This is a genomic window from Stenotrophomonas sp. 116085_Sma, assembly GCF_056479585.1.
In genome coordinates this window covers 3,105,643-3,125,557 of record NZ_CM151057.1, presented here as the reverse complement: position 1 = coordinate 3,125,557, position 19,915 = coordinate 3,105,643, and the positions used below count along the sequence as shown (strand labels likewise).

General features: G+C 66.1%; 13 protein-coding genes. 7 read left to right on the top strand and 6 right to left on the bottom strand.

The window, feature by feature from the left end; all coding sequences use genetic code 11:
• Positions 1–73: 73 nt before the first annotated feature.
• The 4 genes from ACZK0Z_RS14595 to ACZK0Z_RS14580 all read left to right on the top strand — a co-directional run bounded on the left by ACZK0Z_RS14595 (position 74) and on the right by ACZK0Z_RS14580 (position 6,289).
• A complete protein-coding gene (locus ACZK0Z_RS14595) occupies positions 74–589 on the top strand; it encodes an RNA polymerase sigma factor (RefSeq protein ID WP_049428148.1) in 516 nt (171 codons plus the stop codon).
• Positions 586–1,608, top strand: coding sequence for a FecR domain-containing protein (locus ACZK0Z_RS14590; RefSeq protein ID WP_197632705.1), 1,023 nt, complete (start codon positions 586–588; stop codon positions 1,606–1,608). Before ACZK0Z_RS14595 ends, ACZK0Z_RS14590 begins: the two co-directional genes overlap by 4 nt.
• Positions 1,609–1,749: 141 nt before the next feature.
• A complete protein-coding gene (locus ACZK0Z_RS14585) occupies positions 1,750–4,683 on the top strand; it encodes a TonB-dependent receptor (protein ID WP_197632704.1) in 2,934 nt (977 codons plus the stop codon).
• A 10-nt stretch (positions 4,684–4,693) separates the two neighbouring features.
• Positions 4,694–6,289, top strand: a complete 1,596-nt coding sequence (locus ACZK0Z_RS14580; RefSeq protein WP_478449145.1) for an alkaline phosphatase D family protein — start codon at positions 4,694–4,696, stop codon at positions 6,287–6,289.
• 100 nt (positions 6,290–6,389) lie between these two features.
• Here the strand turns inward: ACZK0Z_RS14580 and ACZK0Z_RS14575 are convergent, their stop codons facing one another.
• From ACZK0Z_RS14575 to ACZK0Z_RS14560, 4 genes are all read right to left on the bottom strand, one after another.
• Positions 6,390–8,498, bottom strand: a complete 2,109-nt coding sequence (locus ACZK0Z_RS14575; RefSeq protein ID WP_197632702.1) for a phosphocholine-specific phospholipase C — start codon at positions 8,496–8,498, stop codon at positions 6,390–6,392.
• A gap of 8 nt (positions 8,499–8,506) precedes the next feature.
• On the bottom strand, positions 8,507–10,885 hold the full coding sequence (locus ACZK0Z_RS14570; protein ID WP_197632701.1) for a TonB-dependent receptor domain-containing protein: 2,379 nt from the start codon (positions 10,883–10,885) through the stop codon (positions 8,507–8,509).
• Between the two features lie 120 nt (positions 10,886–11,005).
• On the bottom strand, positions 11,006–11,932 hold the full coding sequence (locus tag ACZK0Z_RS14565; RefSeq protein ID WP_049428164.1) for a c-type cytochrome: 927 nt from the start codon (positions 11,930–11,932) through the stop codon (positions 11,006–11,008).
• A complete protein-coding gene (locus ACZK0Z_RS14560) occupies positions 11,929–13,275 on the bottom strand; it encodes a c-type cytochrome (protein ID WP_197632700.1) in 1,347 nt (448 codons plus the stop codon). Before ACZK0Z_RS14560 ends, ACZK0Z_RS14565 begins: the two co-directional genes overlap by 4 nt.
• Before the next feature lie 183 nt (positions 13,276–13,458).
• Between ACZK0Z_RS14560 and ACZK0Z_RS14555 the strand changes: the two genes are divergently transcribed.
• Entirely contained in the window at positions 13,459–14,577 is a 1,119-nt protein-coding gene (locus ACZK0Z_RS14555; RefSeq protein ID WP_049428170.1) for an alpha/beta hydrolase, read from the top strand.
• A 78-nt stretch (positions 14,578–14,655) separates the two neighbouring features.
• Here ACZK0Z_RS14555 and ACZK0Z_RS14550 read toward each other — a convergent pair whose 3' ends face one another.
• Entirely contained in the window at positions 14,656–15,795 is a 1,140-nt protein-coding gene (locus ACZK0Z_RS14550) for an MFS transporter (protein WP_049428188.1), read from the bottom strand.
• Between the two features lie 184 nt (positions 15,796–15,979).
• Between ACZK0Z_RS14550 and ACZK0Z_RS14545 the strand changes: the two genes are divergently transcribed.
• Positions 15,980–16,675 carry an alpha/beta hydrolase gene (locus ACZK0Z_RS14545; RefSeq protein WP_049428171.1) on the top strand — a complete coding sequence of 232 codons (696 nt, stop codon included), beginning with the start codon at positions 15,980–15,982 and terminating at the stop codon, positions 16,673–16,675.
• Positions 16,676–16,819: 144 nt separating this feature from the next.
• Positions 16,820–19,024: a TonB-dependent siderophore receptor gene (locus tag ACZK0Z_RS14540; protein ID WP_459004708.1), complete on the top strand. Its 2,205-nt coding sequence runs from the start codon at positions 16,820–16,822 to the stop codon at positions 19,022–19,024.
• Positions 19,025–19,137: 113 nt separating this feature from the next.
• On the opposite strand, the gene ACZK0Z_RS14535 is transcribed toward ACZK0Z_RS14540, so the two are convergent.
• Positions 19,138–19,839, bottom strand: coding sequence for a pirin family protein (locus ACZK0Z_RS14535; RefSeq protein WP_049428172.1), 702 nt, complete (start codon positions 19,837–19,839; stop codon positions 19,138–19,140).
• Positions 19,840–19,915 lie beyond the last annotated feature (76 nt).

The following is a 19,915-nucleotide window of genomic DNA, read 5'->3' as shown; positions in this document are numbered from 1 at the left end:
GTCGTTGAAACGCCACTGTCATCGATGGCGGTCACCCTGCGGGGCTTTCCAGCCTCGGGATGGTTGGCCGGCCGTGAACAGCGTGAGGATCTGGGAGAAGAGCTACGCGCTGCGGCGACGACTGCTGCGTGGCTTCTTCCTGCGTCGCGGTTCGGCCAGCGAGGATGCCGAAGACCTGGCACAGGAGGTCTACCTTCGCCTGTTGCGCAGCACCGGCGAAGATGCCGATGCGGTCGAGAACCCGGAAGCCTACCTGTTCACCGTGGCGGCCAACCTGGCGCGCGAGCATGCGCGTGCGCGGTCGTCGCTGCCGCCGCTGGAAGATGTCGATCTGTTGGCCGAAGTGCTGAAAAGCGAAGAAGACATCGAGGGTGAATTCGAGCGTGCGCAGCGCTGGAGTGATATCCGCAGCACCATTGCACGACTGCCGGCGACCACGCGGTGGGTGATGGAGCTGCACTACCGCGATGGGCTGGATTGCCCGGGAATCAGCCAGCAGCTGCAGGTGTCGGTGCACATGGTGCGCAAGCACATAGGCAAGGGGCTGGAGGCTTGCAGGAAGGCGCTGGGCGCCAGGGACCACACATGAACCGGAACTCATCGCCCGTGGTCGACGACACGATCGCCTGTGAGGCCATGGACTGGTTCCTGCGCAATCGCGACGGAACACTGGGCGAGGCCGAGCGGGTTGCGTTCCTGGACTGGATGAAGCGCTCGCCGGAGCACGTGCGCGCCTATATGCACGCCCTCGCGCTGCACCGGCGGGTCGGTGAGGCGCTGCAATCGCCGTTGCCTGAAGAGGCGCCGGTGCCACCGCGGCAGGTCGCTGCCAAGGTGGTGCCGCTGTTCGGTAGCGTGCACGCGCCGCCGCGCGCTGTGCCGCGTCGCGGTCGTGCGCGCTGGTGGATGGCGGCTGCCGCAGCCTGTATCGCCCTGCTCGGCGTGGGCCTGGTTCCGCAGGTGATGCCCACCGAGCAGCTTTACAGTGCCGGACAGGGTGAGCTTCGCGACGTGGTGCTGCCCGACCAGACCCAGGTGCGGCTCAACGCGGACAGCCGCCTGCGGGTACGCATGGGCTGGTTCAGCCGCAAGGTGGAGCTGCTGCAGGGCGAGGCCACGTTCGATATCGCCCGTGACCGACGGTCGTTCGAGGTGCAGGTGAACGGATTGCAGATCCGCGATATCGGCACGGTGTTCGATGTCTCGCGACGGTTGCAGAGCACACGCATCGGCGTGGTTTCCGGCGAGGTGGAGATCTGGAGCCAGGGTGCGGACGCCCGGCGTCTTGCGCAACTGGGCGAGGGCCGGGTGGTGCAGGTCGATGCGCGCAGCCATTCGGTGGAGTCACTGGACGTACCGTTGTCGATGCTGCTGGACTGGCAGCAGCGCAAAGTGTCCTTCCTTGATGAACGGCTGGACGAGGTGGCCGCTGCCTTCAACCGGCACAACCAGGTACAGGTGCGCGTGCTGGACGAAGGCGCGGCATCGGCACGGTTGTCGGGCAGTCTCGATGCGCATCGCATCGGTGCGCTGCAGGCCTTCCTCGAACGCGACCCGCGTTTCGTGGTGAGGCGTGAAGGCGACACCGTGCGGGTCGGCAGTCGCTGAGGCCGACGTGGCCGTTGACTGTCAGAAAAAATTCATCGAATCCGCATTCTCCACTTCGGTGGATGCGGGCTCTTACTTGGGAGAAGCCGCTGCCGAGCCACGCAGCGGCGCCTGCTGCCTTCTCTCTTCCAAGGACCCGTGATGCGCAACACGCTCTACCTGTCGATCATCCTCGCCCTGTCTCCCTGCAGCGTACCGCTGGCGGTCGCGGCCACTGCCGATGGCCTTGAGGCCCGTGTTTCGGCGCCGATCGCGGCGCAGCCGTTGGCACGCGCACTGGAGCAGTTGTCGCGCAGTTCCGGGGTGCAGTTCCTGTACTCGGCCGGCGGTGATGCCCGCATGGCCGGTGCGGTGCCGCGCGGTGCCACCGTCAAGCAGGCGCTGGATGCACTGCTGGCCGGTACCGGCCTGGGTTACACCGTGGTCGATGGCAATGTCATCGCAATCGATCCGGCACCCGTAAGCAACGCGCCGAAGCCGGCCGCGCCGAAGCCGCGCGAGGCAGAGGCGGTGGTGGCGCCGACCCTGGACACCGTCAAGGTGATTGCCGCGCACGAGGTGATCGACCAGAAGAAGTCGTCGCCGGTGATCAAGGATTCGGTGGTCTACGACGAGATGGACAGCTACGGCGACGAGACCCTGGCCGAGAGCCTGATGGCCGCTCCAGGCCTGAGTGCGGTGGAGGATGCCGGCGAGCCACGTTACGTGACCGTGCGCGGCGTACAGGCCAACCTCAACTACACCACCATCGATGGCATCGCGATTGCCAGCGTGGGAGGCAGTGGCTCCGGCGAGCGGATGAACAACCTGCAGCTGATTCCCAGCGACATCGGTACCCGTACGGACATCTACAAGAGCTTCAGTGCGGAGCAGGCACCGGATGCGATCGGCGGGGTGATCGACATCATCAGCCGCAGTGCTTTCGACCGATCCCGCAAGTACGTGTTTGCCGATGTGGCGGGCATCTATTCCACCGCTGAGACCAACGTCGAGCGCAGCGCTGGTGGCAACCACGAGGCGATGGGTCACTTCGGCAAGAGCGCCAAGATGGTGTTCTCCAATCAGTTCGGCGCCGACCAGGAGTTCGGCATCGTTGCGGTGGCACGCTACGAGCAGCGTTCACGCAACAGCGTCAAGCGCTGGGTGGAGTCGAACTACTACTACAACGACGCTGGCAGATACCTCACCGACGGTACCACCGGTCCGGACGAGGCCAAGGGCTGGAACGGGCTGCGTGCGCCTGGCAACTTCAGCACCGGCACCTATACCAACTTCATCACCAACTTCGGTGGCTCCGCCAAGCTTGAGTGGAAGCCGTCGGATGACCCGTTCTACGCATCGCTGCTGCTGTACTCGTACCGGTTCTACGAGAACTCGACGATGAACAAGACCGATCTGTACGGCAATGCCAGGTTTCCGATCCGCAACCAGACCGAGGACAGCGGCACCACCCAGATCAACAGCATCTACATCAAGAACCGTCACGACCGCTGGGACCGCAGCAACCGTGGTGCCATCGCCAGTTTCAACTGGGACATGGGCGACCGTTCACGGCTGACCCTGCGTGGCGGCCATACCGAAGAGACCTTCCACAACAGCCAGGTCTACTGGGGTGTGCGCGCCTACCCAAGCAATCTGTTCGTCGACTACGAGAACGACAGCCACGGGTTCCCGAACGCGGTGGCGGTTTCCGATTCCAGCCTGCTGACCAGCTCGGCGTTCAAGCTCAATCCCGCGCAGGCCTATGTCTCCCCGCGCGATGCCAAGGAGAGCATCGACAACCTGCGCGCCGATTTCAGCTACAACATCGACGCCGATGCCCGTGGCTTCGGCCTGGCCACCGGCGCCGAATACCGCCATCTGAAGATCTGGCAGGACATCGACTTCGACTACTTCAAGAGCAGTGCCACGCTCAACGATTACCTGTATCCGGGTTCGACGCTGCTGGGAAGCGTGCCGGGCTTCCCGCTGATCGACAACCGCAAGTGGAACGAGGAACTGCTGCCCAAGCTGGGCAACAACAATGCGGCGTATCCGAATGCCAACTTCACCAGCGACTACAGGTACGTGGAGGACATCACCAATGCCTATGTATCCGCGCACTACGCCTGGGACCGGCTGCTGCTGATCGGCGGCCTGCGCTATGACCACACCCGCTTCGATGCCTACAGCCCGTTCAGCGATGATGGCGGCACTACCTATACCTCCGCCTTCCGCAATACGAGCGGTGGCTACAACAACCTGCTGCCTTCGTTGAATGCGACGTTCAAGCTGAGCGAGGACCAGCGCCTGCGCTTCTCCGCCAGTCGCACGCTGGGCCGGCCGACGCCGAGCAACATCGCGCAGGCCACCAGCACCAGCTGTGGCGATGACGAGGAGGGCAGGGGCTTCTGCAGCATCAAGCAGGGCAACGCCAACCTGCAGCCGCGCCGTTCCACCAACATCGACCTGGCGTGGGACCTGTACTTCAACGGCAACAATGGCCTGGTCTCGGTGGCGCTGTTCGACAAGGTGATCAAGGACGATATCTACACCCTGACCACGTTCGAGAACGTGGGGGATACCCGCTACCGGGTCACCCAGCCGATGAACACCGACGAGTCGAAGCTGCGTGGCGTCGAGTTCGCGGTGGCCAACCGCAACCTGCAGTGGGGCCGCCAGCGCTTCGACATGTACTTCAATGCAACCCGGCTGGAAGGCCAGACCAACTACCGCATCAGCGATGGCACCGAGCGCCGCTTGGACCGGCTGCTGTACCAGCCGGACTGGTCGCTCAATGGCTCGGTGATCTGGCGCATGCCATGGAAGAGCGCGCAGCTGCGCCTGTCCGGCACATACCGCAGCCGGATGCTGGTCGACTTCGGTGACACCCAATGGCTGGATTCGTACTACGACCCATACATGACCTTCAACATGGCCTTCAGCCACAAGGTCAGCAAGCACGTGACACTGAAGTACGAGGCCAAGAACCTGTTCAACACCCAGCCGACCTACAGCACCGGTCCGAACGGACGCTTCCGAACCGAGATCGACGACTACGGCCGCTTCTTCTACTTCCACATCATCTACAACTGAGGGCACAGCCGTGGAGACGATCAATCGCAGGCGATTCCTGGTCCTGGCCGGCCTGTCCGCTGCCGGTGCCTGGATGGGCACGGCACACGCGCTGGCCGCGCAGGCCGATGCCACCGCGCTGAACCCGCGCAACCTGCTGGCCAAGCCGCGCTTTGCCAGTACACCCTTCACCCTGGGCGTGGCCTCGGGTGATCCCTCGGCCGATGGCATGGTGCTGTGGACGCGCCTGGCGACCGAACCGCTGGTGTTCGGCGGTGGCATGCCGACCCGGCCGATGGTGGTCGAGTGGCAACTGGCGGCAGACGATGGCATGCGCAAGGTGGTGCGCCAGGGTTCGGCAATGGCGCATCCCGAACTCGGCCACGCCGTGCACGTGGAGCTGGGCGGATTGGCGCCCGGACGACCCTACTGGTACCGCTTCACCGTAGGCGGCCACGCCAGTGCGATCGGTTGTACCCGCACGCTGCCCGCAGCCACGGCCGCAGTGGATCGTGTGCGTTTTGCGGTGGCTGGCTGCCAGCACTACGAAGAAGGCCACTACACCGCGTGGCGGCGCATCGCCGAGGAACCGCTGGATTTCGTCTTCCACTACGGTGATTACATCTACGAAGGCGAAAGCCAGCCGGGCCTGCGGAAGATGAACGGCCAGCCGTTCACCAATCTGCGCAACCACGTCGGCCCGCAGATCTACACGCTGGATGATTACCGTCGCCGCTACGCCCAGTACAAGAGCGATGCCGACCTGCAGGCCGCGCATGCGGCGGTACCGTGGTTCGTCACTTTTGACGACCATGAAGTGGACAACAACTGGGCCGGTGCCGAAGACCAGGATGACACGCCCAGCGAAGTGTTCCTGCTGCGCCGGGCACAGGCGTTCCAGGCCTACTACGAGAACATGCCACTGCGCCGTTCGGCATTCCCGCGCGATGGCCACATGCAGATGTACCGGCGCGCACGCTACGGCACACTGATGGATCTGCACCTGCTCGACACCCGCCAGTACCGGAGCAAGCAGGCGAACATGGCGCTGCGTGAGGACGTGGAATCGCCGGAACGCAGCATTGTGGGCGCGAAGCAGGAGCGCTGGCTGTTCGATGGTCTGGCCGATGTCGCACCGCGCTGGCACACCATCGCCCATCAGGTGGCACTGGGCAACTACATGCGCGAGAAGGATGGCATCGTGCAGTCGTCCGACGATCAATGGTCGGGCTATCTGGACAGCCGCCGGCGCCTGCTCGATCACATCCAGAAGGTCGGCTTCGGCAACGTGGTGACCGCCTGTGGCGACGCGCATCGCCACTATGCCAGCGATCTGGTGCAGGACCACCGTGACTCAGGGGTGATCTCCAGCGAGTTCCTGGCCACATCGATTACTTCCGGCGCCGATGGCCAGGGTGTGGATGCGTATGCCAGGAACCAGCTTGCGCACAGCCCCTATCTGAAGGCGACCACCGACAAGCGTGGCTACGTGCTGTGCGATGTCACCCGCGATGCATGGATCGGCGACATGAAGACGCTGGATACCGTGATGCAGCCGAATGGCGCGGTGCAGAGCTGGAAGCGCTATGCGGTGGAGCATGGCCGGCCGGGGCTGCAGGAGGCCTGATCCTACCGGTCTAGCCTGTAGAGCCGAGCCCATGCTCGGCTGCTCTTCGACAACTGACCGGAAAAGCAGCCGAGCATGGGCTCGGCTCTACAGAGATCCTTCAATCGTGCTCGAACCGCAATGGCTCGCTGCCCATCGCCGGGTCGCTGGTGCCGGGGCGTCCATCCTCTGCGCGGCCGGCCAGGCGCAGCACGCTTTCACCCGCGCTGAGCTGAAGGTCGTACCAGCCTGCGGTGGACGCTGCTTCCCAGGCCACCGTGGTCTCGGCATGCGCCGGCACCGCCAGCGCCTGCTCGGGCATGTGCCCGGCATAGGCACCTGCCTGCACGCGCACCTGCTGCGTGCTGTCACCCAGGTTGCGCAGGCGCAGCCGCAGCTGACCATCCGCACGCTCGACCGTGGCCTGGACCGCGGATGCCTTGGCGCTGCCCTTGAAGTGGCGGTGGAAGCCGTTCGGGCCCAGCAACCACAGGTCATAGCGACCCTGGGCGTCCAGCGGCCAGCGCTCGCGCAGCGGCATGCCCGGCAGCAGCGTGTAGCGGCGTGGCACCGCGTCCAGCCGCAGCCGGTCGTAGACATGCAGCACAACCGCCGCGCCTTCGCAGGACAACGTCAGATCCACGCCCGAGGCGTCGACCGCAGCAATCGATGCCTGCGGGCGATAGGGCAGGGCACGTGCCGGGCGTACGCCGCTTTCCTGCTTCGCTGGCTTCAGCCCCTCCGGCAGCGCCGGCACGGTACGCCCCGGCAGGGCCGCCGCACGTGCCGCCACCGCGCTGACATCGGGAAGGCCGCGCACGAACGGACGGGTATCACGCTGGGCGAAGTCGAAGGCGCCCGTCAGGTCACCGCAGACGGCGCGGCGCCACGGCGAGATGTCCGGTGCGGCGACGCCGAAGCGACGTTCGATCAGCCGTATGACCGAGGTGTGGTCATATACCTGCGAATCGACCCAGCCGCCGCGGCTCCACGGCGAGATGACGTACAGCGGCACGCGCGGGCCGAGGCCATACGGGCGTCCGCGCAGCTCGGCAGCATCGTACTTTTCGTCGCCCGGCGCGGGATGACGGTGATACTCGCCCTCGGTACTGACCGACGAGGCACCTGCCCATCCACCGTTCACCGGTGAGGGAGGGGCCGGTGGCGGCATATGGTCGAAGAAGCCGTCGTTTTCGTCGAACATCAGCAGCAGGGCGGTGCGGCTCCACACTTCCGGATCGGCGGTCAGCGCATCCAGCACGCGCGCCGTATAAGCCGCGCCCTGGGCCGGGCTGGACGGGCCTGGGTGTTCGCTGCCCGCGGCATCGGCAATGATGAAACTGACCTGCGGCAGGCGCCCGTCCAGCACATCCTGGCGCAGCTGTGGCAGGCCGCGGGTGCTGACAGCGCGTGCGCGCAGCTGCGGATCATGCCCGGGTGCAGCGCTGTAGGCCCGACGGAATGCATCGAAACCGGCCAGCGGGTTGTCGGTGAAGTTGTCGGCCATGTCCTGGTAGATCTGCCAGGACACGCCGGCCTTCTGCAGGCGCTCGACATAACTGGTCCAGCGGTAGGGCGCCGGATGTCCGCCGTGCTCGGGGAAGTTGTCGTGCGAGTTGGCGATCACTGGGCCACCCGCGCGGGCCTGCGCATCGTTCTGACCGGTCCACAGGAACACCCGGTTCGGGTTGGTGCCGGCCTGCATCGCGCAGTGGTACGCATCGCAGATCGTGAAGGCATCGGCCAGCGCGAACTGGAACGGCAGGTCGTTGCGCTGGAAGTAGCCCATCGAGTGGTTCTGCTTGGCCTTCGGCCATTGCCCCATGCGCCCGTGGTCCCAGGCGCGCTGCGCATCGGGCCAGGTATGCGGCGTGCCTTCCACGCGCATGTAGCCGAAGTGCGCGGCGGTATCCAGCGGGAAGGGCGCGATCGCACGTTTGCCGCTGGCATCGGGCTGCAGCCACAGGCTGCGGGTACGGCCACCCGCTTGCAGCGCGGCGGCCGGGGCGACGAATCGATCACCGAAGCCACGTACGCCTGGCAGCGTGCCGAAGTAGTGGTCGAACGATCGGTTCTCCTGCATGAACACCACGATGTGCTGCAGGTCTTCCAGGCTGCGCGTCTGCGCGGCGGGGGCGATCGCTGCGGCCCGGGCGATGCTGGGCAGCAGCGGGGAAAGGCCGGCGGCAACGCCGGCCTGCAACAACCGGCGTCGGCCGATATCGGTCACGGGCTCACTCACAGGTCCACGCGGAAGGAGATGCCGACGGTGCGCGGAGCGCCGATGAAGGCGTTGTCGCGGCCGTCCACCCCTGCAAGATACCGCTTATCGGTGAGGTTGCTCACCACCAGGTTGGCCCCCATGCCCTTCAGGCGCGGCGACAGGCCCTGCAGGTCGAAGCCGATGTTGGCGTTGAACACCGTGGCCGAGGGCAGCTTGTTGACGTTGGCGGCATCGAGGTAGCGCGTGCCCAGGTAACGTCCGGAGAGGCCGACGTTCCAGTTGGCACCCTGCCAGTCGGCCGACAGCACCAGGGTGTTCTCCGGCTGGCCGATCACCTTGGCACCGTCGACGATGCCCAGCTGGGTATCGCGGGCGGCATTGCCACTGCCCAGGTATTTGGAGCGGTTGTAGGTGTAGGCCGCGTTGATCCGCCAGCCATTGTCCCAGCCATAGCCGAACGCCGCTTCCAGACCTTTGCTTTCCACGCCACCGAAGTTCTCGTAGACGCCGTCGGTCTCGCCCAGGTAGTCGATGCCGCTGACGAAGCCCGCTGGCAGGTAGACGATGCGGTTGTCGAACTTGATGTTGTACAGCGTGACCGAGGCGGTCAGCGGCCAGCGGCTGATGCGCATGCCCACTTCGATGTTGTCGGCGGTTTCCGGCTCGACGTTGCGGAAGCGCTGCGGGTCGGTCTCGCCAAGCACGCCGGACGGAATCGCGGCGAAGTTCTGCGAGAAGCCGGCGAACAGCTCCATGCCTTCCACGCCCGGCGCCCAGGTGAAGCCGGTGGAGAGCAGCGGATCGGACTTGGAATCGGAGGTGACGTGCTCGCTTGCACCGATCACGCGGCGGCGCGACTGGTCGACGAAGAACTGCTTCACGCCCAGGCGCGCGCTGAACGGACCGAAGCGGGCCACGTCCTCGACGTAGTACATCTGCTCGTCGACCTTGTACTTGTCCTCGAACTGCACCCAGTACGGCTGGTGGTCGAAGTCGATGCTCTGGCCGACATTGAGCAGGCGATGCCAGTCGCGGCGCGCCGAACGGTCCAGCTTCTCCACCCACAGGCCGCCACGGATCGTGTTGTCGACCGCGCCGAACGTCTGTCGCCACTCGACATCGGCGGTCACGCCCATGCGGTCGTTGTCGTAGTGCGTGTGGCGATACGACTGCGCGCCCAGCACATTGCCGGCGTAGCAGTTCGGATCGTACTCGGCGGTGAAGCCCAGCCGCGGCGTGCAGCTGGCCAGGCGCTGTGCGGCGCTGCCGTCGGGATTGACGAAGAAGATCTGGCCACGGTTGCTGCCGCCGTACACGGTCTTTCCACCGATGTACTCCGATTCGGGGCGGCCGGCACCGTCATCGCTGACCTGTGCCAGGTAAGGTGGCAGCCAGTCGCCACGGCCCTGCATCCGGTGCCCGTAGGCGGCCATCGAGGCCTTGAATCCTTTGCCGCCATCGAACGCCGCGCGCAGGTAGCCGAAGGTGTTCTCGCGCAGCGCACGCGAACCGGAGCGGTAGTTCTGGTCCAGGTACGGGATGCCGGTGAGGGTGCCGACCAGGTTGTCGCGCTCCGGGTTGGTGGCGAAGCCCTTCGGCGAAACGCTGGTGTATTCGGGCTCGTCGGCGTCGTTATAGGACAGGTAGCCGGTCAGCGTCCAGCGATCCAGTTCGGTGATGAACTTGCCGGCGATGTGGTCGTTGCTGGCGTGGCCGGTGCCGTCGATCCAGTCGTGCACCTTCGACGAGGAGGCGCTGACCCACGCGCGGGTGTGGCCGCCGAGCAGGCCGGTGTCGTAGCGCACGTAGTACTTGCGCGCATCGTTGTCACCGGCGCCGACCACGAAGCGCAGGCGGCTGTCCTGCAGCGGGTCGCTGGTAAGGAAGTTGAGCGTGCCGCCCAGTGCTTCGTTCGAGCGCGAGGAGATATCGGCGGTGCCCTGGCTGACTTCCACCGTCTCCAGGTCGAGGGTGTCGATGTAGCGGTTGGCCAGCGAACCGCCACCGTAGCCGGAGCCGCCGTTGGGCAGGCCGTCGATGGTGGTGCCGATCTGCTGCGTATCGCGGTTGGTGACGAAGCCGCGCATGCTGATCTGCGTGCCCCACACCGACGAACCGGTGGCGTCGGCCTCGCTGACCACCACGCCGGGTACTTCGTTGAGCGCATCGTTGACGCTGCTCATCACCGTCTGCCGGTTCAGCGTTTCCGCGCGTACCGAGGTCTTGGCGTAGCTGGTGGCCTGGCCGATCACCTGCACCTGGTCCAGGGTACGGGCATCCGTGCTGCGCGCCTCGGCCGCGTCGCCCTGCGGTGCTTCGGCCAGGGCGTCCAGTGCAGGGGCGATCAGCAGGGCAAGCAGCGAAACACGGGGAAAGCGCGCAATCGTTCGCATCGAAACCGGACCTTCAGCAGAGGGAAGCCCCGGAGTGTCGGCAGCGCCAATGACATCGGCATGACGTAGAGATGCAGGAACCGTGTTGTGTGACGGCCGGTGCCTCCGGCCGCTTGCCTGTCAGTACCGCGCGTCCTTGGGTTTCGGGTCGCGCGGCCAGTCCTTGGCCTTGTTGGCGAAGTCCGGACGCGGCTGGTTGATGAAGTAGCTGGCGATGTCCACCGCATCCTGGTCGGGCATCACCTGCTGCCCGAGCGGGGGCTCGCGGGTCACTGCCGGTGGCATGTTGTGCTTGACGAAACCGGCGGCCTTGTAGAGGCGCGCCATGCCGGCGCCGATGTTGAAGCTGTGGTCGCCCCACAGCGGCGGGAAGGCGGTGTCACCGCTGGCGTCGCGCCGGCCTTCGCCGTTGTCGCCATGACACGCCGCGCACTGCACGGCGTACAGCGCCTGGCCACGGTTCGGGTCCGGGGTCAGCGTGCTGTCGATCGGTCCTTCGCTTGGCGCGGCGACCTTTGCACCGTCTGGTACAGGACTGCTCAGCCACGCCATGTAGTCGAGCATCGCGCGCATCTGCGGCGCGTCCTTCGGCAGCGGCTTGCCGTTCATCGAACGCTGCAGGCACCCATTGATGCGCTCGGCCAGCCCGATCACCTTGCCCGGGCGAGGCATGTAACGCGGATAGGCACCACCGCCGGTGTTGAAGTAGTGGTTGCCGAACGGTCGCTTGCCTTCGGCCATGTGGCACGAATTGCAGTTCAGATCGTTGCCGACGTTGTCCGGCAGCAGCCGCGCGGTTTCGTTGAGGAGGCGGCGACCGAGCATCACCGATTCGGCATTGCCCAGCCCGGCGATCTCTTCGGCGCTGGGCGCGTGGTAGTGGCCGACCACCTTGCCCTGCGCGTCGAGGATATCGATCGTGCTGGCCACGGCGGCATCCAGGTCCGGGTACAGGTGGCGATAGGCAAGGGTGCCAGCAGCGGCCAGCAGCACCAGGGTGATCGCGCTGCCGATCAGCAGGCGGGAACGTCTGCGCGAACGCTTCATCGTGCGGCCTCCTGCGGAACGTAGTGCACCGGCTTGTCGCGCACCACCCGGCGCATCCGCGCCACGTCGACCTCGCTCACCGCGCCGGCCTGGTTGCCCCAGCTGCTGCGGATGAAGGTCAGGATCTGTGCCAGCTGCGCGTTCGGCAGCTGCTCGAAGCCGGGCATGGTGAAGGCCATGCGGTCATGCGGCGTATGCGGCGTGCGGCCGCCGATCAGGGTCACCTGCACCAGCGAACTGGGATCGTCAGCGAACACGATCGAGTTGCCGGCCAGGGCTGGATAGACGCGCGGCATGCCGCGGCCGTCGGCGCGATGGCAGGCCTGGCAGTGCTCGGCGTAGGCGAGCGAACCGGCCACGCGGTAGTCGCCGCTGCGCAGTGCGGCGGTGGTCGTATCGGTGCCGGGCGACCACTGCGCGCTACGCCCTTCGCGGGCGGGCAGCTGCTTGAGGTAGCGTGCCATCGCCAGCAGGTCAGCGTCGGACAGGTACTGCGTGCTGTGCTCCACCACATCGGCCATGCCGCCGAAAGCCGCCGAACGATCGGTGCGGCCGGTGCGCAGGAAGTCGACGATCTCGCCTTCGTTCCAGCTGGCCAGGCCGGTCGATTCATTGCGCAGGTTCTTCGCATACCAGCCTTCCAGCACCGAGCCGGACAGGAACTGGCGGCTGCCATCGTCGGCCATGGTCTTTTCCTGGAAGGCCAGGCCGCGTGGCGTATGGCAGGCACCGCAATGGGCCAGGCCTTCAACCAGTTCAGCGCCGCGCTGCTGGCCGGCATCCAGCTTCGGATCCGGGCTGAAGCTGCGTGGGCGCGCGAACAGCAGCTGCCACCAGGCCAATGGCCAGCGCATGTTGGCCGGCCAAGGGATGGTGCTGTCGGCGTTGTCCTGTTTCACCGGCTGCACCGAGCCCATGAAGTAGGCGTACAGCGCCTTGACCTCGGCATCGCTGGCGATCACATACGAGGCGTACGGCATGGCTGGATACAACGGCTGGCCATCGTGGCGGATGCCACGGCGCACCGCGCGTTCGAAGTCGGCGTAATCGTAGGCACCGATGCCGGTCTGCGGATCGGGCGTGATGTTGGTCGAGTAGATCGTGCCCATCGGCGTCTGCATGCCGAGGCCACCGGCGAACGGCTTGCCGCCCGGTGCGGTATGGCAGGCCGCGCAATCGGCGGCGCGCGACAGGTACTGGCCCTGCGCGATCAGCGTCGGGTCGTGGATATCGACCTGCGCCGTCTGCCGCGGCGCAAACCAGTAGGGCGTGGTGCGGGCGATGCCGTAGGCGGCGGCCAGCGAGGCGGCCAAGGCAATGGCGAGCTTGAGCGAGGTGCGCATGGTGGCACTGTGGAGATTCCCTCGCGCGCGTTCATTGATCCGGATCAATGACTGAACGGATACAGCTTGTACACCAAGCTGAATCGTTCCTGCGTTGTCATCAAGCCGTCATCCATGCGCGATAGATGGCCCGCGCCCGCGTCGCTAACCTGCCACGCTGTCGCACCTTTTCCTCGATTGCCCATGAAGCGCCTGCTGCTGTTGTTGCTGGCGTGCGCCGGCCTGTGGCTGGCTGCATGCTCTTCCTCGATCAACGCGTCGTCCACCTCGCTCGCCGATCGGCTGATCGCGCCGGGTGGCGTGTCGACCCTGCTCGATCGCCCGCGCATCGCCGCGGCCATTGCCGAACTGCCCAACCGCCATGGCTTCGCACCGGGTCGCGATGGCGTGCCGATCTTCTGGCGCGTGTTCGACCCGGGTGATTACGGCGCGCGCTACCGCTACCTGCCGCAGCGCCACGAGAACGGCCTGCCGCTGGACACCGGGCTGAGCCTTGCGGTACCGCAGCCGTTCCGTGCGCAGGCGCCGCGCGGCACGGTGGTGCTGCTGCACGGCTGGATGATGAACGGTGATTCGATGTTGCCGTGGTCGCTGCAGCTGGCCGAATCCGGCTACCGCGTGGTCACGCTCGACCTGCGCAATCATGGCCAGTCCGGTGCGGGGCCGTCCGGCTATGGCACCTACGAATCGGACGATGTGGTCGATGTGATCAGCGAACTGCGTGCACGCGGCGAAGTGACCGGCCCGCTGTATCTGTTCGGCGTGTCGTATGGCGCGGCCACGGCGGTGTTCACCGCCGACAAGCTGGGGGACCAGGTGGAAGGCGTGGTGGCGATGGAATCGTTCGCCAACGCAGGCGTGGCCATCCGCACGATGATTCCGCACCTGATGGGGCTGCAGCCGGAAGGCCTGAAGGCGCAGGCGGTGGCCTCCTACGCGCGCTGGCGCTATGGCGGCCAGGACATCAACCAGGTGATCGCCGCCGCCAGCCGCCGCATCGACGTCGATCTGGACCGTGTGGACGTGGCCCGCGCGCTGGCCGATACCCGCGCCTGCGTGCTGTTGCTGCACGGGCAGGGCGACCAGCACATTCCGGTCAGCCAGGGCCGCGAGTTGGCCCTGGCCAACCCGCGCGCGCACTACATCGAGATGCGCGGCGAGGACCACATCACCCTGCCGCTGCGGCTGGACCTGCTGGCCGGCGTGGTCGACGACTGGATGGCGCGCGACGAGCACCACCCGAAGAGCGCCTGTCCGGCCCCGCAGCTGCCAGCCCAGGCCGAGTGGCTCACCCACACCTGAAAAGGGGACGGAGGGAATTAAGTCGTTTCCCGCACACCTGCGTTGGAAACGACTTAATTCCCTCCGTCCCCTTTTGTGTCAGGGCAGGCGTTGTGCCAGTGCGCGGGCGGAGGCGGCTACGCCGAGCAGCAGGGCGGCCACGCACAGGAAGGCGAAGCCGAGGCTGGTGGCGTGAGCCAGCGCACCAATGGCTGCCGGGCCGGCGAGGATGCCGGCGTACCCCAGCGTGGTGACCGCGGTGATGGCGATGCTCTCCGGCATCACCCGTTGCTGGCCGGCCATCGAGAACAGCGCCGGCACGATGTTGGCGCAGCCCAGCCCGACCAGCACGTAGCCGGCCAGTGCCACCGGGAACGACGGCACCAGCGTGGCCAGGCTGAAACCGGCCGCTGCGGTGATGCCGCCGATGACGATCGTGCGGGTACGGCCGAGGCGCTCGACGATGCCATCGCCGAACAAACGCATCGCGGTCATTGCCAGGGTGAACACCGCAAAGCCAGCCCCGGCCTGGTCGCGCGGCACCTGTCGCACTTCGGCCAGGAACACCGCGCTCCAGTCCAGCATCGAGCCTTCGCCGAGGAACACCACGAAGGCCAGCACGCCGATGAACAGCACCACGCCATGCGGCAACGCCAGCAACGGCCCCTCATGCAGGATCCGTTGCGGGCGCCAGTGCGGCGCCGAGAGCGCCGCCACCAGCAGCAGTGCCGTCACCGAAGCCAGCGCGGCCATCCACAACGGTGTTCCAAGCACCAGCAGGCCGGTCATGCAGCCGGCGCCGACGAAGCCGCCGATGCTGTAGAAGGCATGGAAGCCCGACATCATCGGCCGCCCGGCGTCGCGTTCGACGGCCACTGCCTGCATGTTCATCGCGCAGTCCAAGGCGCCGACGCCTGCACCGAACACGAACAGTGCCGCCCCCAGTGCCAGTGGCGTCGGTGCCAGTACCAGCAGGGGCAGGGCGCACAGCATCATCGCGCAGGTGATCACCATTACCCGGCGGCAGCCCAGCCGCCCCGTCAATGCGCCCGCCAGCGGCATCGCCAGCAGCGAGCCGAGGCCGAGGCACAGCAGCACGGCACCGAGGCTGGCATCGGACAGCCCGGCCTTGGCTTTGGCGTAAGGCACCATCGGTGCCCATGCAGCGGTGGCGAATCCGGGAATGAAGAAGGCAGCACGGGTGGCGTGCTGCTGGGCACGTGGGGATGAAGGCGTCATGCGCGGCGCGAAGCTCCAGGGAATCGCCATGAAAACGGTTCCAGTCGGGTTCGGCAAGTGCCATGCATGACATCGGACGACGCATACGATTGCAGTGACCCGATTGCGTCACCAGTGATTAACGCCATGCACGGACAGTGGCTGCACGGTTGGCATCCCGCCGGCCGCTGCCGGAGACCTGTTCATGAGCACGACACCGACCATCCTCCTCGTCCATGGATTCTGGGGCGGGGCCGCACATTGGGCCAAGGTGATCCTGGAACTGCATCGCAATGGCCACGACCGCGTGCAGGCGGTGGAACTGCCACTCACATCGTTGGCTGACGACGCAGGGCGCACCCGGGAAATGATCCGTCAGATCGATGGACCGGTGCTGCTGGTCGGCCACTCCTACGGCGGCGCAGTGATCAGCGAGGCCGGCAACGAGGCCAATGTGAAGGGCCTGGTCTACATCGCCGCCTTTGCTCCCGATGCAGGCGAGAGCCCCGGTGGCATCACCCAGCAGCACCTGCCGGAGGCGGCGCCGAACCTGGCCCCGGACAGCGACGGCTACCTGTGGCTGCGTGCCGACAAGTTCCATGAGAGCTTCTGCCAGGACCTGAGCGACGACGAAGGCCGGGTGATGGCGGTGACCCAGAAGGCGCCGCTGGCCAGCACCTTCGGCGATACGGTGAGCGACCCTGCATGGAAGCACAAGCCAAGCTGGTACCAGCTCTCGCGCCATGACCGCATGATCGCACCGGAAAACCAGAAGGCCATGGCCGGACGGATGCAGCCCAAGCGCCTGCTGGAGCTGGATGCCAGCCATGCCTCGCTGGCATCGAAGCCCAGGGAGGTCACCGCGTTGATCCTGGAGGCCTGCGCCGCCATCGGCGGTTGAGCCCCAGCAGCACAGCACGACGGCACGCTGCACGACAGCCGGGGCGCAGGGGAGTACACTCCTGCGCCTGCGGCTGTCCGGCCGCGTTCCCATCCTGCCTCCAGCCGCCGCCAGAGGATCCCACCCGATCGTGGAGGTCCTGTCGTGCTGTACGTGCCCGTTGTCCGTCTTCCGTCCTCATTGCCGCGTCGCCGCCTGCTGCCGCAGGTGCTCGCGCAGAGCCTTCTGATTGCATTGTTGGGCAGCAGCGCAATGGCTGCCGCGCAGTCCGCGACCGAACCGGACAAGGATCGCCAGGCACCCGCCTCGCAGACCCTGCAGACGGTGCAGGTCACGGCCAACCAGCTGGGCACCATCACCGAAGGCAGCGGCGCCTATACGCCGGGCACCATCGCCACCGCCACCCGCCTGGTGCTGACGCCGCGGCAGACTCCGCAGACCATCAGCGTGATCACCCGTGCCGAGATGGATGACTTCGGCCTGCACGGCATCGATGACGTGATGCGGGTGACCCCTGGCATCAGCATCGTCACCTACGACAGCGAGCGCACCGAGTACTACGCACGTGGCTTCGCCGTGCAGAACTTCCAGTACGACGGCATCCCGATGTCGCGTGACTCGGCCTACTCGGCGGGCAACACGCTCAGTGATACCGCCATCTATGACCGCATCGAGGTGCTCAAGGGCGCCACCGGTCTGTTGACCGGCATGGGAGATCCCGGCGCGACCATCAACCTGGTGCGCAAGAAGCCGGGCAAGGACTTCGCCGGCAGCGCGACGCTGGGTGTGGGGCGCTGGGATGACTACCGTGCCGAGATCGATGTCGGCGGCCCGTTGACCGCCGATGGACGCGTGCGCGGTCGTGCAGTGGGCGCCTGGCAGGACAAGCATTCCAATCTCGATTACTACCAGCGCACCAGCAAGGTCGGCTACGCGGTGCTGGAAGCCGATCTGGGCGAGCGCACGCTGCTGACCGTGGGTGGCGATGCGATGGACAGCGACCCGAAGGGTTCGACCTGGGGCGGCATTCCGCTGCTGGACAGTGCCGGCAACTTCAATGACATGCCGCGTTCGTTCAACAACGGCACCCGCTGGAGTGGCTGGCGCCAGTATGTTCGCACCGGCTTTGCCACGCTCGAGCACACCTTCGCCAACGACTGGGTGGCCAAGCTGCAGCTCAACCACCAGGTCAACGGCTATGACGCGGCGCTGGCGGGTGCGGCCGGTGGCAATCCCGATCCGGTCACCGGCGAAGGCGTGTCGTTGTGGCTGGGCAAGTACGTTGGCAAGACTGTCAGCAACGCGGCCGACTTCTACCTGAGCGGTCATTTCGGCCTGTTCGGCCGCGAGCATGAGCTGGTGGTCGGTGGCAGCGCCTCGCGCAAGCGCTGGACCAATACCGGTTACGCGCCGCAGCCCGGCTATCCGACCGAGGCGCCCGATTACCGCGCATGGCAGGGCGACATTGCGGAGCCGCAATGGCAGCGCAGCTACGACAACAATGAAGTGACGCGCGAGAATGGCGTCTATGTGGTCGGTCGTTTCGACATGGCCGATCCACTGAAGGTGATCGTGGGTAGCCGCCTGGCCAGCTACCGCTCGCCGGGCACGCACGAGACCGGCGTGTTCGTGCCATATGCCGGTGTGGTCTATGACCTTGGCGAGCACTACTCGGTGTATGCCAGTTACAGCACCATCTTCAAGCCGCACAGCGAACGCGACGAGCAGGGCAAGGCGCTGGATCCGCTGGAAGGCCGCAGCCATGAGGTGGGCCTGAAGGCCGAGTTCCTCGATGGGCGCTTCAACGCCAGTGCGGCGCTGTTCCAGCTCGACCAGGACAACTTCGCCCAGCCCACCGGCGGCAAGACACCGGACGGGCAGGATGCCTATCGCGCCCTGATGGGCGTGCGTACCAAGGGCTACGAGCTTGAGATGTCGGGCCAGCTGGCCGAGGGCTGGCAGGTGCAGGGTGGCTTCTCGCACAAGATCGCCCGCCAGGCCGGTGCCAAGGTCACCACGCTGGAGCCGGAAAACCAGTTCAGCCTGCACACCAGCTATCGCCTGCATGGCGACTGGAAGGGCCTGACGCTGGGCGGTGGCGCGCGCTGGCAGGATTCCACGTTCGGCGAGATCAGCAACCCGGCCACCGGTGCGCAGGTCGTGCATCGCACCCAGCCGTACTGGCTGCTCGATGCGATGGCGCGCTATGAATTCAACGATCGCCTGTCGGCCACGCTCAACGTCAACAACCTGCTGGACAAGCGGTATTACACGATCTTCAGCTGGTACAGCACCTATACCTGGGGCGAGCCGCGCAATGTGCGGTTGAGCTTGAATTACAGGTTCTGACACCGGTCCTGTAGAGCCGAGCCCACGCTCGGCTGCGGTTTGACAGCCAGCCGAGCATGGGCTCGGCTCTACAAAGACGCCCGCGATGCGTGATGGCATCGCGGGCGTTGTCGTTACAGCGGCAGGTCGAACACCAGCACTTCGGCGTCGTTGCCGTTCTCCAGGGTCAGCTGCGCTTCGTCGCTGACCTGCAGCGCATCACCGGCTTCCAGGGTGATGCCGTTCACCTGCAGCTGGCCACGCGCCACCTGCACGTACGCGCCACGACCGTTGCCGAGAGCGTGGTGCAGCTTCTGGCCGCCATCGAGAATGGTGGCGAAGATGCGGGCATCCTGGTGGATGCGCAGCGAACCGTCGGCACCGTCCGGCGAAGCGATCAGGCGCAGCTGGCCGCGCTTGCTGTCCGGCGTGAAGTGGGTCTCCTCGTAGGACGGCGCGATGTTCTCCGCATCCGGGAAGATCCAGATCTGCAGGAAGTGAACGGTCTCGTCGGCCGAGTGGTTGAACTCGCTGTGGGTGACGCCGCTGCCGGCGCTCATGCGCTGCACGTCGCCGTAGCGCAGCACCGAACCGGTGCCCATCGAGTCCTTGTGTTCCAGCGCACCGCCCAGCACGTAGGAGATGATCTCCATGTTGCTGTGGCCGTGGGTGCCGAAGCCCTGTCCGCCGATCACCTTGTCTTCGTTGATCACCCGCAGCGGGCCGAAGCTGACGTAGCGGGGGTCGTAGTAGTTGGCAAAGGAGAAGGTATGGCGCGAGGACAGCCAGCCATGCTCGGCCAGGCCACGGGTAGCGCTCTTGCGGATCTGCAGCATGATGGAATCTCCTTGTTCGATGGTTTCGATGGTTTCGATGGTGCGGGGTGGGTCGGTAGCCGCTGTGTTTCCCCGT